This is a genomic window from Gelria sp. Kuro-4 (genome assembly GCF_019668485.1).
GTDB lineage: Bacteria > Bacillota > DTU030 > DUMP01 > DUMP01 > DUMP01.
On record NZ_AP024619.1, the window covers coordinates 1,770,647 to 1,783,743 of the forward strand.

Annotated in this window: 11 protein-coding genes; all 11 read left to right on the forward strand. The window is 58.0% G+C overall.

Features of this window, described 5'->3' with window-relative positions; genetic code table 11:
* Positions 1 to 141: 141 nt before the first annotated feature.
* The 11 genes from K5554_RS08885 (at position 142) to K5554_RS08935 (ending at position 13,067) form a co-directional block, all read left to right on the forward strand.
* Positions 142 to 2,142: a methyl-accepting chemotaxis protein gene (locus K5554_RS08885; protein ID WP_255565606.1), complete on the forward strand. Its 2,001-nt coding sequence runs from the start codon at positions 142 to 144 to the stop codon at positions 2,140 to 2,142.
* A 560-nt stretch (positions 2,143 to 2,702) separates the two neighbouring features.
* Entirely contained in the window at positions 2,703 to 3,146 is a 444-nt protein-coding gene (locus K5554_RS14725) for a UPF0236 family transposase-like protein (RefSeq protein WP_221038154.1), read from the forward strand.
* A 357-nt stretch (positions 3,147 to 3,503) separates the two neighbouring features.
* Positions 3,504 to 4,934 (forward strand): IS1182 family transposase, encoded by a 1,431-nt coding sequence (locus K5554_RS08895; protein WP_221038155.1) that lies wholly within the window; start codon positions 3,504 to 3,506, stop codon positions 4,932 to 4,934.
* A gap of 176 nt (positions 4,935 to 5,110) precedes the next feature.
* Positions 5,111 to 5,425: a hypothetical protein gene (locus K5554_RS08900; RefSeq protein WP_221038156.1), complete on the forward strand. Its 315-nt coding sequence runs from the start codon at positions 5,111 to 5,113 to the stop codon at positions 5,423 to 5,425.
* Positions 5,426 to 5,706: 281 nt separating this feature from the next.
* Positions 5,707 to 5,934 carry a hypothetical protein gene (locus K5554_RS14575; protein WP_305038882.1) on the forward strand — a complete coding sequence of 76 codons (228 nt, stop codon included), beginning with the start codon at positions 5,707 to 5,709 and terminating at the stop codon, positions 5,932 to 5,934.
* A 128-nt stretch (positions 5,935 to 6,062) separates the two neighbouring features.
* On the forward strand, positions 6,063 to 7,721 hold the full coding sequence (locus K5554_RS08910) for a ribonuclease J (protein WP_255565339.1): 1,659 nt from the start codon (positions 6,063 to 6,065) through the stop codon (positions 7,719 to 7,721).
* A 217-nt stretch (positions 7,722 to 7,938) separates the two neighbouring features.
* The gene (locus K5554_RS08915; protein ID WP_255565340.1) at positions 7,939 to 8,745 is read left to right on the forward strand and encodes a ClpP family protease; all 807 of its coding nucleotides are present in this window, start codon (positions 7,939 to 7,941) and stop codon (positions 8,743 to 8,745) included.
* On the forward strand, positions 8,742 to 8,966 hold the full coding sequence (locus tag K5554_RS08920) for a YlzJ-like family protein (RefSeq protein WP_221038157.1): 225 nt from the start codon (positions 8,742 to 8,744) through the stop codon (positions 8,964 to 8,966). The genes K5554_RS08915 and K5554_RS08920 overlap by 4 nt, the downstream gene beginning before the upstream one ends.
* 93 nt (positions 8,967 to 9,059) lie before the next feature.
* On the forward strand, positions 9,060 to 9,974 hold the full coding sequence (locus K5554_RS08925; RefSeq protein ID WP_255565608.1) for a Na/Pi cotransporter family protein: 915 nt from the start codon (positions 9,060 to 9,062) through the stop codon (positions 9,972 to 9,974).
* A 92-nt stretch (positions 9,975 to 10,066) separates the two neighbouring features.
* Entirely contained in the window at positions 10,067 to 12,220 is a 2,154-nt protein-coding gene (locus tag K5554_RS08930) for a DNA translocase FtsK (RefSeq protein WP_221038159.1), read from the forward strand.
* Positions 12,221 to 12,227: 7 nt separating this feature from the next.
* Positions 12,228 to 13,067, forward strand: a complete 840-nt coding sequence (locus K5554_RS08935) for a helix-turn-helix domain-containing protein (protein WP_221038160.1) — start codon at positions 12,228 to 12,230, stop codon at positions 13,065 to 13,067.
* Positions 13,068 to 13,097: the final 30 nt, after the last annotated feature.

Consider the following 13,097-nt stretch of genomic DNA (forward strand, 5'->3'; position numbering starts at 1 on the left):
GGGCCTTGTAAACACAAGGTGTCGCTACCCAAGAAAACGAAGGTACACGAAAGGAGAGTAAAAGTCGCCCCTCAGCTGGATTTCAGCGGGGTGGCCGGAAGCAAAATGATAAGAAGACTTAGTGGAAGCTTGCGTACGAAAATGACTGCGCTATTCGGACTGATTATTTTAATCGGGTGCCTTGCGCTGTTTTGGACAAGTGAAAACGAAGCCGGAAGCGCCCTGGAAGGCGAGGCCAGTCAGGCTATGTTGAAAGTGGCTGAGCAGGCAGCTGAAACCATGGACAGCCGCATCCAGGCCCGGATGTATGTAGTTGAAGGCATAGCCGAGAGAAACGTCATCCGCGGCAAGTCGGGTGACCGCGAGGCCACCCTAGAGGAGAAGCTGCAGGCTCTGCGCGATGAACAAAAAAGGGCGGAGAGCTTAGGGTTCAAGCGGTTTGCCGTCGTAGATAAAAATGGCAAGGCTATATACCAGGACGGCAGTACAGACAACTTGGCCGATAGGGAGTATTTCAACCAGGCCCTTCAGGGGATAACGTGTGTTTCCAGCAGTTTGGTAAGTAAAGTGGACCAAACCGTAATCTTTGCTTATGCTACACCAATACGGCATTATGCCACGGGCGAGATTGACGGCGTTTTGGTGGGCATAGTAGACGGGGCGAAGTTTAGCGAGCTCGTTGGAAATATTACTTACGCCCGCACCGGTTATGCATTCGCAGTAGACAGCACAGGCAAGACCATAGCGCACAAGGACACCGAAAGAGTAACAGGACAGGAAAACATCGTAGAGCTGGCTAAGTCCAATCAGTCCCTGGCTTCTTTTGCGGCCGTAATCTCCAGAATGGCCAAGGGAGAGGAAGGAGTGGCTAACTACGCTTTCCAGGGCCAAAAGATGATTATCGCTTACGCTCCCATTAAGACCACCGGCTGGGCGACAGCTGTCACTGCCCCGAGTGCCGAGGTACTGGCAAGGGTCGCCCGTCTGAAACAGTCCATGCTGCTCGTCTCCCTTCTAATAATTCTTGCGGCTCTGCTTTTAACTTTCGTCGTAGCCAGAAGCGTCACCACGCCTCTAATCCTGGCGGTGGATTACCTGGGCCTAATTGCCGGCGGTGATTTCACGCGGCCGGTTCCCGAGCAGTTCCTGCGGCGAAAAGACGAGATAGGGAAACTGGCTCAGGCCGTGGATCGCCTGCAGGCGAGTATTAAGCCTTTGCTTACAAAACTGAAAGAAGACGCCAAGGTACTGGCCGGCACTTCCGAGAACCTGAGTGCTGCTTCGGAAGAGATCGCCTCTTCTTCCGGCGAAGTGGCCAAAGCCATCCAGCAGGTGGCCGCTGGAGCTTCTGATCAGGCCAACAACCTGCAGGAAATACTCACCCTCATGCACAACATAACCGCCAGCCTAGAGAAAGTGTACACGGAACTCGCTAACGTCACGAATAACAGCGAAAAAACATCAGGGCTGGCCGACGTAGGCAAGAAAGAGCTAGACGCGTTGATAGCGTCTATCAAGGGAGTACGGAATTCCTTTGAGGTCGTAGTCGAGAAAATGACAAGCCTCAGCAGCTCAGTAAAACAGGTGGATCAAATCCTGGAGGTAATCAACGGAATAGCAGAGCAGACGAACCTCCTGGCCTTAAACGCAGCCATTGAAGCGGCGCGCGCAGGTGAAGCCGGCCGCGGGTTTGCCGTGGTAGCGGATGAGGTTCGTAAGCTCGCCGAGCAGTCCCGTACTTCCTCGGACAAGATAAGGTCGCTTCTGGCCACTATAGGTGCAGAAACAAACGACGTAGTGTCCACATCCGGTGAAGTCAGCAGGCAGGTAAGCGAGCAGCTGGGCAAGGTCGAAAACACGATTAAGGCCTTCGACAATATACTTGAAGCAGTATCTGCGATGGGTCCCATGATTACCAGAACCCGTAGTGAGGTAGACAACACGGTAAGGTCCAAAGATGTGGTGCTGGAACGAGTTGAAAGCATAAGCGCCGTAGCGCAGGAGACCTCAGCTTCGTCGCAGGAGATTGCCGCCTCGGCCGAGGAACTTTCCGCTTCTACCGAGGAGATAGCCTCGACCGCTCAAGAGGTTCTCAGCGTGGCCAAACGTTTGGAGGAACAGGTGGGACATTTCAAGGTGTGAAGACTTCTCTTCTGAGAGAAGTTAGCTGGCGGCGTGAGATGGAATTTCTCCTTTTCGAGGGCTTCAACCAAAAGGGGAAAAGGCGATCCTGGCAGGATCGCTTTTTCTCTACTGCCGGAGGAATTTGTTTACGCTTCTTGGCCTGGCGCTACCCTCTTCAACTCTAAGAAATCAGGCTATCGAACAATTCCCTAGGTTTCGCCTATCAACACTCGGGCTCGTAAGCCGTTTAAGCTATTAGCGTAATCCGTTGGAGCCAGGGGCGCATTCTAAGATAGAGTAAACTCTTAGTAGTCATCCATGCCGCTAAACAGCGGCACCACAAAGGATGAAATGGATAGAGGGCGAAATTGTATCGCGCTACCCGGATGAAGAAGGTCGTGTTTTCCCTGGAAACAGCTTCCACGGCAGGAACTGAGCGGAAAGACGAAGAAAGAGACCCCACCGTCCTTAGGCAGGACGAGTATCGGAGATACTCAGGAGGGTGAGGCATCCCGAACTCTTTAGCGAGCTCTGGCAGGCCCTTCAGGACTGCGACCGGAAGGAGGTAAAGAAAATCCTTGAAGCAGCCGAGAAGGGGAGAGTCGGAAAACCGCCGACGGGCGGTACAAAAATGCCGAACCTACGTCCAACACAACTGGGACGGCATTGCCTCTTACAAGAACTACCGGGAAGAAATCGTGGGCTGCAGTGCAGAACCGCACGTGAGCCACGTTCTGTCTGCCCGTATGAGCTCGCGTCCCATGGCCTGGAGTATAGGTGGGGCAGGTCGCATGGCACAGCTACGTGTCATGGAGGCTAACGGCTTTTCTGTGCGGGAACATTACGCTACGCTTCTCAGCTCCAGAGAACGGGGTAAACTGTCTTGTGCACCTGAGACCATACGAGCCCAGAGAACTCTCGCTGCCAAGTATTTTGATCGTCTTCAGGCGCATTTGCCTGCTCTAGATGGTTCTCGCAACTCCCTGACCATGGTCTTAAAAAGCCTCGCGTTCCCCGCTTAAGATCCTCGCGAACCAAAACCACGACAGAAATGCCGTCGATACCATCGCTGACTAAGAGCAGGGGCCTTTCTTCTCCGCACTGACCTACGGTGCCTTGACACTATCATACGTTGCTTGAGACTAACCCTTTGTTGTAGTAAAATATATCCTGCTGGAGGTGACATAGTTGAGACGCGTAAGTCTCTTACTTATTATAGGATTTGTAGTTATCAATATTGCTGGCTTTGTCGAAGACGTATACTGAGGTCTCTGAAAAAGCAGTAGATACTAATACTATTTCTTAGAGGATATAGCAGGAAAATGCAGAGCTGGCGTTGAAATAAGCATTATAAGAGAGCTATTTTGAGGTGATCGCCCGTGCTCAAATCAAAAGACGGCCAGCAGGACTTTTTCGACCTCCACATCTTCTCCCGGATGATCCCCGAGGACCATCCTTTGGTACAAATAAAGAAGAATGTCGATTTTTCCTTTGTAACGGGAGTGGTCGCGGACTTATATGACCCGGTGAACGGGCGACCCAGCTATCCCCCGGAGTCCCTGTTCAGGGTACTCTTCTTGGAAGTTTGGGCGGGCCTTTCCGATGTACAGGTGTGCCGGGAGCTCAAGTACAACGTGCTCTACCGCTGGTTCTGCGACTTTGGCTGGGACGACATAGTTCCAGATGATACTACCTTGGTGGTCTTCCGCAAACGCTTGGGAGAAGAGAAGTTCCGTGAGCTTTTCGAGCGGGTCGTTGAAGAAGCGAAAGCTAAGAAGTGCCTTCGCGGCCACTGGACGATTATTGATGGGACCAAGGTGATAGCTCACGTTGCCGTCAAGAATACCCTGAGTTTGGTGCGGGAAGGCCGTAAGCGCGTACTTAGGAATCTGGCGCGCGTCGACGCTGCCAAGGCGGAAGAACTGCAAAATCTAGCTGCTCCGCTGCCTGATGCCGACTATTCCTCCCACACGGAGCTTCTCGCTGCCGAGATCGAGCAGGGCAAGAAATTCCTGGCAGCCGTAGGAGACTGTACTACTGATGAGTCTGTGGGGAGAGAGTGCGCTCTTTATGCCGCCGTTCTGAACGGTGAGGGTGTAGCCAGCTTCAGTGATCCGGAGGCTCGCTGGGGCTTTAAGAAGAAAGACGAACCGTTCTTGGGATACAAAGTTCATGCGGCTTGCGATGAGACGGGCATTGTCACCGCTGTGGAGGTTACTCCAGGCAACGAAGCGGAACTTGAACCCGCCAAGGAAATGATAGCGGCCTTGGAAGAAAGGGAGTTGAAGGCATCCCGACTGGCTGCTGACAAGGGTTACGATGATTCCACTTTTCGAACGGAGTTGGTTGAAAGCAATATCAAACCCTACATTCCTAATCGCACAAAGAAAGACAGGCTTGAGGAACAAGGCTTTAAGTACAACCCAAAATCAAAGGTTCTCCGTTGCAAAGCGGGCAAGAAGGCCATTGGCAGTACCCCTCACAAGAACGGTGGGCTGACCTATTACTTCTCGGAAAAGGACTGTGCCGCCTGTCCGTATCGTAACTCCTGCCTGAGTAAAACCGAAACCCGGAAAAGAGCCTACGTAAAACCGGAAGTCCTCGCTAACCGACCGCGAGGCATCAAAATTGCAATGCGCATCAGAAGAACAATCGAGAGAATATTCGGCGAGGCCAAAACCTGGCACGGCATGGCACGAGCCCGCTATCGGGGTCGTTTCCGCGTAGCTATCCAGGTCTTTCTGACTTTTATCTGCCTGAACGTCAAAAAGATGGCGCAAAGAATCGCGGCTCAGCTGGCTACGGCCTGAATGTAGTGACAAAACATTCAAAGCCAGGAATATCAAGGGAAATCGGGAGTGACTTAAGCACCTAGATACACGCCAACTACCATTATGTGGCAAACCTCAGGCTTGAGAAGTGTCAAGGAGTACCGGGTTTTTCAGGGATCTCATACTGTACAAATTTATCATGAAAGGAGTATGTTATGATTGGTTTGCTTAATCTTGGCAGCCTCGTGCTTGGTCTGATTGCTTGGATACTTCCTGTTGTTAATCTCATGCGATATAAAAAGCATGACTATAGGAATTGGGTCACTCTTGCCATTATGAGCATCAGTGCTTGTGCTATTTCGCTATGTTTCCAGATTTTCTATAACTATCATCTGGTTAAGATTGCAGATTGGTCTGCTCTTATGGACATAACGGATAATGTGGCGTTCGTCGCAGCAGTTCTTCTCGTCGTTACCATCATTTTAAATGCAATTACTCTGCTTGTATATCATGGCAGAACAGCAAAGTAAGATGTCACAAAAGTAGAAACTCGGGAAAGAGTATTACCAGATAGTAGTCATCCATGCCGCTGAATAGCGGCACCACAAAGGATGAAATGAATAGAGGGCGAACTTGTATCGCGCTACCCGGATGAAGAAGGTCGTTTTCCCTTGGTGCCGATAAGCCCGATTAGGAGTCTGACCTCGGCGATCGCAGGGGCGCCGCAAAATGTAGCCTCCGAGGGGAGAGCACGCGAAGGAGAGCCGCATAAGGGCGATCGCCGCGCCGGGAAAAACGGAGGGTTAAGGCGATGCAAGTGACCTATGAACGTTGTGGCGGGTTGGATGTTCACAAAAAAAGTATGACTGCGTGTGTCATCACCTCAGAAGGAAAAGAAACGCGGACGTATGGGACAATGACCCACCCCATCTCCGGGCAGTCTTGGTTCGAGCAGCTCGTGCTGCAGCGCGGACAAAAGGGACTTATCTATCTGCCCTCTATCACCGGCTTGCGGCTCGTCGGGGGCGTGCCCTTGTGAAGCGGCAGGAATTAGGGTATAATAACGCCAGAGGTTTATGAGCGGACGGGCGTTGGCTGGGGTTCGGGCTGTTCCCCTGGTCGCGGCAGGGGTCTTTTTGTGTTGTCTAAGACAGAGGAGGTGCACTTTTGAGCGCAGGTGCGAAGGATAAGCTTACCCTGATTCCCTTGGGCGGATTGGGGGAACGGGGTAAAAACATGCTGCTCTTGGAAACAGAGCGGGACATCATGGTGATCGACTGCGGCCTGATGATCCCGGAGGAAGAGTTGCTGGGTATCGATTTTGTGATCCCCGACATGAGTTACCTTTTGGAAAACCGGGAGAAGGTGCGCGGCGTGGTGCTCACCCACGGTCATGAGGGGCACATCGGCGCGCTGCCTTACCTGCTCCGCGAGCTGAACGTGCCGGTGTACGGCACTCCCATGACGCAAGGGATAGCAAGCACGAGGCTCCGCCACGCGGGGGTAGGAGGCGCTCATCTCCGGAGCGTGAACCCCGGTGAGGTATTTGGCCTCGGGTCTTTTAAAGTGGAGCTGGTGACGGTGAGCCACACCCTGCCGGGGGCGGTGGCGGTGGTGGTTTCCACCCCGTGCGGCCGCGTGGTGCACACGGGGGATTTCCATTTTGACCAGACGCCGCCCAATGGAAACTTCACCGATATCCACCGCCTGGCCGAGCTGGGGCGGGAAGGCGTGCTGCTGCTGCTCTCCGACAGCACCAACGCTGAGGTGGCCGGTTTTTCACCTTCGGAGAGGGAGCCCCTAGGGGCCATCCGCAACATCTTGCGCGGGGCACAAGGTCGGGTCATTATGGTCGGCTACGGGGCCAGCCTCTACCGCCTGGAGCAAGTGGTGGCTGCCGCCTCCGAGTTCGGGCGCCGTACCTGCGTTGCCTGGCCGGAAGGCCTGGAGCTCCTGGAGCTGGCGCGCCGGGTGGGGCACCTGCACTTTCCGCCGGAAGCCATGTTCGATCCGGCGCGGGAAAAGCTGCCGCACCAGGAACAGGTGATTATCGTTCCCAATTTCGAGAGCCTGGAGCCGATTGCCGGCGTGCGGGGGAACGGGCGGGACACGGTGGCGGTTCAGGCAGGGGATGCGGTGGTGCTGGTGGCGCCGCCGGGGCCGGGCAGCGAGAAGCTGGTGGCCCGCAACATCGATACCCTGTTTAAGGTCGGCGCCGAGGTTTTCCCGGAACTTACCTCCTGGCGCTATTCCTTCGGCCACGCCAGCCGGGAGGAACTGAAGCTTATGCTCAACCTCGTACGGCCCCGGTTTTTTGTGCCCGTTCACGGGGAATTCCGGCAGCTGGTCTGGCACGCGCGCACGGCCCGGCAGGTGGGTATAGCGGCGGAAAACACCTTCGTCATCGAAAACGGCACCAGCGTGGAGTTTACGGCCGAAAAAGCCCGGGTGGCCAACCGGATCACCGCCGGGAAGGTTTTGGTGGATGGGCTCGGTGTGGGTGACGTGGGCAACATTGTCCTGCGGGACCGGAAACAGCTTTCCCAAGACGGCATCCTGATCGTTGTGGTTACCATGGATAAGCAAAAGGGCCAGGTGGTGGCCGGTCCGGATATCGTTTCCCGTGGGTTTGTCTACGTGCGGGAAGCCGAAGAGCTCCTGGAGGAGGCCAAGGACCGGGTGCGGCAGGCGTTGGAAAAGTGCGAGACCGCCCACGCTACCGAATGGTCGACGATCAAAAGCCAGGTCCGGGATACCCTGGGCAAGTTTCTCTTCGAGCGCACGCGGCGTCGTCCCATGATCCTGCCCATCATCATGGAGGTGTGATTAGCAGGGCCGGCTGCTTTAAAGGAGAAGTAATTTCTCTGACACGGCCCTGTAACAAAGCGGCGGTATGATAGACATGTGACCAAAGGTTACCCCCTCCTGATTATATAGACCTCCCCGGCAGCGCCGGGGCATTTTTTTCTTGCCGGCGGCAGGGTATACTGTCCGCCGCCTTACGTCATACTAGCCACGGGACATGAGTAAGGGAGGACGGCTGATGGTGTTGACGAATCTTTTCCCTAAACTGGGTTCTCCCCAGCCGGTACCGACGGTGGTTCCACCGCCCGGCCCCCGGGTACAGCCGCCGCCCGGCCCGGGGAACCCGGGTGCCCAACCCCGGCCGGCTCCGGAAACGGCGGCGGGTAACCTCCAGGAGCTGGGGCAAATGAACCTGCCGGCACAGCCGGAGAGCAGCATCCACTGCCTCACCATTGTCGGTCAGATCGAGGGGCACCTGGTGCTGCCGCCCCAGAACAAAACCACCAAGTATGAACACATCATTCCCCAACTCGTGGCCGTGGAGCAAAACCCCAAGATTGCCGGACTGCTGCTCATCTTAAACACGGTCGGGGGTGACGTGGAGGCCGGGTTGGCCATCGCCGAGATGATCTCCACCCTGGGCAAGCCCACCGTCTCCCTTGTGCTCGGGGGCGGGCACAGCATCGGGGTGCCGATCGCGGTGAGCGCCGATTACTCCTTTATCGCGGAAACGGCCACCATGACGGTGCATCCCATCCGGCTCAACGGTCTGGTGATTGGCGTACCGCAAACCTATGAATACCTGGACAAGATGCAGGACCGGGTGGTCCGGTTTGTCACGGAGCACGCGCGCATTTCTGAGGCCAAATTCCGGGAGCTGATGTTTCGTACCGGCGAGCTCGCCCGCGACATCGGGACGGTGCTGGTGGGCAAAGAGGCGGTGGACGTCGGGTTGGTGGATGCCGTCGGGGGTATTGAGTCGGCACTGGCCAAGCTTAACGAGATGACGGCAAAAGCAACAGGAGAAAAGGAGCCGGTGCAATGATCCTTTACACCCCCATGCCGCTGGAGCTGGTGCTCGACGGCCTGGATGCCTACCGGCCGCAGTACGAGGAGGTTACGGTTCGGGGCCATAAGGTCGTGGTGGAGCGGACAGGGGTCAACCAGGCCAAGCTGGTACGCCTCCTCAGCACCAACCCGAACGATTTTCTCGACCCCTCCTTCTTTCCCGGAGCGATTATCACCTTTACGGGGAAGACAAAGTAGAGATCCGCAAGCGACGGTATTCTACCGTCGCGTTTTTTTACCTATACATTAAGGGAGAGAAGGGCAGAGGGGGGGAGGGAGCTGCGGTACCTACTGGGCGCTCTTTCCGGTGCCGGCCTTTTGCTTTACGGGATTCGCCTCTTAAGCCGGGGTATGCAACGGATGGCCGGAAAAAGGCTGCGGCGCCTGCTGGAGCGGCTCACCTGTTCCCCCGCGCGAGGTGTTCTCGTTGGTCTGGCGGTGACGGCGGTGCTGCAGAGCAGCAGTGCCACCACGGTGATGGTGGTCGGCCTGGTGGATGCCGGTCTCCTCAGGCTGCGGGAAGCCATTGGCGTTATTCTCGGCGCCAACATCGGCACCACCGTTACGGCCCAGCTGGTAGCCTTGGATTTGGATTACGTGGTGATTCCCGCCGGTGCGGTCGGCTTGGTGCTTTTGGAGGCGGGCCGGCAGGAAGGTGCGCGTAACCTGGGCCGCCTCCTGGTCGGCCTGGGGCTCATCTTCGGCGGGCTCGGCATTATGTCCCGGAACCTGGTGGGTTTGAGCCAGAATGCCTTTTTCCTTTCCCTCCTTACCAACCTGGGGCGGCGGCCGCCGGCAGCGATAGCGGCGGCCGCCCTGGTCACCGGGGTGATGCAGTCGAGCAGCGCGGTGACCGGAATGATCATTGCCCTGGCCGACGCCGGGTTGCTTCAGTTACCTGAGGCGGTCGCCTTGGTACTGGGGAGCAACATCGGAACCACGGCGACGGCCCTCCTGGCCGGTTTGGCTGCGGGCGTAAACGGCCGGCGGGCAGCTTTGGTGCATCTTCTCTTTAACGTTTTGGGTGTGACAGTCCTTATGCCTTTCTTACCCCAGTTTGTACGCCTGGTAGCCTTTACCTCACCGGACCTGGCCCGGCAGATAGCCAATGCGCACACCCTCTTTAACCTAATGAGCGTCGCTTTGTTTCTTCCCTGGGTCGGCGTTTTGGAGCACTTGGCCATCGCTCTCTTACCCGGCTTTTGAGAAGGAACGCCTTCTGGGCGTTTCTGGGAGGATTCCAAGCCGCCGGTGTAGAATAGAGGCTGGAGAAGGGGTGCGGGCAGGGAGGTGAACAAATGGCGCGGAAAGAAAAAAAGGAGACTGGACAAACGCCGCCGCTGGTGGGTGCCATCGCCGCAGCAGGCTTCTCGCTCTTGGTGATCGCCAGCCTCCTTTCGGAACGAACGGGCGTTGTGGGGGGCTTTTTGCGCCGTGTGCTCATCACCCTCTTCGGCTGGGGCGCTTATCCTTTGCCGGTTCTCGCGCTCAGCGGGGCCCTCTTCGGCCTGGGCAGGCGCGCCTGGGGCGAAGCCCAGGCAGCGGGCCTGGGGCTCCTCTTTTTGGCCTTCATCACCGGGTTGCACCTTTCGCTGCCGCCCGACGTCCTTTTCGCCGCCGGCCGGGCGGGCCAAGGCGGCGGCCTGGTGGGCGCCGCCTTGGCGACCGGACTGCTGCGCCTGTTCGGCCGCGTGGGGGCCTGGATAGTGCTGGCGGCCATCGCCATGAGCAGCGTGACGTTTGTCAGCGAGGGAGTCCTGCTCCGGGTGGTGCAGGGACTGCGGACCCGGCTGAACCGGCCGCTGGCTCTGGGCGCTGCCGGGACGGGTGCGCGCGAGCTTGACCGGCCCGAGCCCGGCGGTGGCGGCGGAGCTCCGGACAAGCCGTCTCCCCCTGCAGTGCCGGCGGCGCCGGAGGAGGCCCTGCCGGCGGTAAGTCCGGTGGTGAAGACGGCCGGCGTGGAGACCAACGCTGCGCCCCTGCAGCTGGAGATACCGCAGGTGGTGGGTCCTTACCAGCTTCCGCCGGTGACGATTTTGCGCAAGCCGGTGCGCCTGAAAAATTACCGGTTGGAGAAGGACATCGCTGAGAACGTCCGCCTTCTTGAGGAAACCCTGCACAACTTCGGCATCAGCGCCAAGGTTACCGAGGTCAGCCGCGGCCCGGCTATAACGCGCTATGAGATCCATCCGGCTCCCGGCACCAAGGTGAGCCGCATTGTCGGCCTGGCCGATGACATCGCCTTGAGCCTCGCTGCCACCGACGTGCGTATCGAGGCGCCGATCCCCGGCAAAGCGGCCATCGGGATCGAGGTGCCGAACAAGGAGATTTCTCCCGTTTACCTGCGCGAGGTAATTGATACGCCGGTTTTCTCCCACGCTGCCTCACCGCTCACCATCGCCCTGGGCAAGGATATAAGCGGCGCCCCGGTGGTGGCGGATTTGGCGAAAATGCCGCACCTGCTCATTGCCGGGGCAACGGGCTCCGGCAAGAGCGTGTGCATCAACGCCCTCATCAGCAGCATCCTCTTCAAGGCGACACCGGCTCAGGTGAAGCTGCTCCTCATCGACCCGAAAATGGTAGAACTGACCAGCTACAACGGCATACCGCACCTTATGGCGCCGGTGGTCACCGATGTGAAAAAGACGGCCGGGGTGCTCAGCTGGGCCGTCACCGAAATGGAAAACCGGTACAGCTTGTTTGCCGCCGCCGGGGTGCGCGATATCAAGCGCTACAACGAAACACGCCCGGAAGGTAATGCGCTGCCTTACATCCTGATCGTTATCGACGAACTGGCGGACCTTATGATTGTGTCTCCCGCCGAAGTGGAAGAAGCGATCTGCCGGCTGGCGCAGATGGCCCGGGCGGCCGGACTGCACCTGGTGGTGGCCACCCAGCGGCCCTCTGTGGACGTGATCACCGGCCTCATTAAGGCCAACATCCCCTCCCGCTTGTCCTTTGCCGTCTCGTCGCAAACTGATTCCCGCACCATTTTAGACATGAACGGGGCTGAGAAACTCCTGGGGCGCGGCGACATGCTGTTTTTCCCCGTAGGCGCCAGCAAGCCTCAGCGCGTACAAGGGGCTTTTGTCTCGGACAACGAGGTGGAGGAGCTGGTGAGCTTCTGGCGTGAGCAGGGGGAGCCCGAGTTCCAGGAAGCCATCCTGGCCATTCAACCGAAGGCCAAGGAAGCCGTCGCCGAGGACGAAGAAGACGAGCTGTTCGGCAAGGCGCTCGAGATCGTGGTGGAGAGCGGCCATGCTTCGGCTTCATACCTGCAGAGGCGCCTTAGGATTGGTTATACTAGGGCCGCGCGGATCATTGATCAGTTGGCGGAAAAGGGCTACGTGGGCCCTGCGGAGGGCAGTAAACCGCGGCCAGTGCTGATCAGCAAGGAAAGATACCAGCACCTGGTGGGTTCTGAGACACGGGCCGGCGCTACTAAGGGGTGAAGAGCTGATGCCGGAAAACACGAGCGGGCGGGTCGGGCAAGAACTGGTGGCGATTGGAGAGCTGTTGCGCGCAGAGCGACAGCGGCGGGGGATTTCTTTAGAGCAGGCGCAAGAAGAAACGAAGATCCGCCGCCGCTACCTGGAAGCGCTCGAGGGGGGCGACCCTAAGGTTTTCCCAGGGGAGGTGTATCTCAAGGGTTTCATGAAGAATTATGCCCAATTCTTGGGCCTTCCCGGGGAAGAGATCGTGGCCCGGTACGTGCGGGCCTGCGCGGAGGTACCCGAGGAAGAGAAGGCGCCGAGGAAAAAGCCGCCCGGCGGTGCGCCGGTAGCGCAACCGAGGCATCCGGGCGGCCTGCTGACGCTGGCGGTTTTAGCTGTTCTTTTGGCGGCGGCGGCCATCTTCTTCGTTGCGCGGGGGCCGGCAGTGCGGACTTCGCCGCCCCAGCCGGGAGCAGGGACAGAAGCTTCTCCCCCTCCCGCAGCGCCTGGGGGCACAGGGGCTCCGGCGCCCGAAGCCCCGGCCGTCGAGGGCACGCCGGAGAATCAGGTGCATCTGGTCCAAGACCTGCCCAAAGAGGCGCTTTACCAGGTGCGCGGGAACGAACTTACGGTGGAGCTTAAGGTGGTGGGTGAGCGGTGCTGGGTGGCTGTGCGCACGGACGGCGGTGCAGAGCAGGCACGAACCCTGGTGCGGGGAGCAAAAGAGAGCCTTACAGCCAGGGATAAAATATGGCTGCGGGCCGGCGATCCCGGCGCCCTGGAGCTCACCATCAACGGAGTGAACCTGGGGCCGGCGGGGGTGCCCGGCCGGCCGCGCAACATTTCCATCGAACGCCTGCCTTAAGTAAGAGGGTGCCGCGTGGCCGGAAACAGC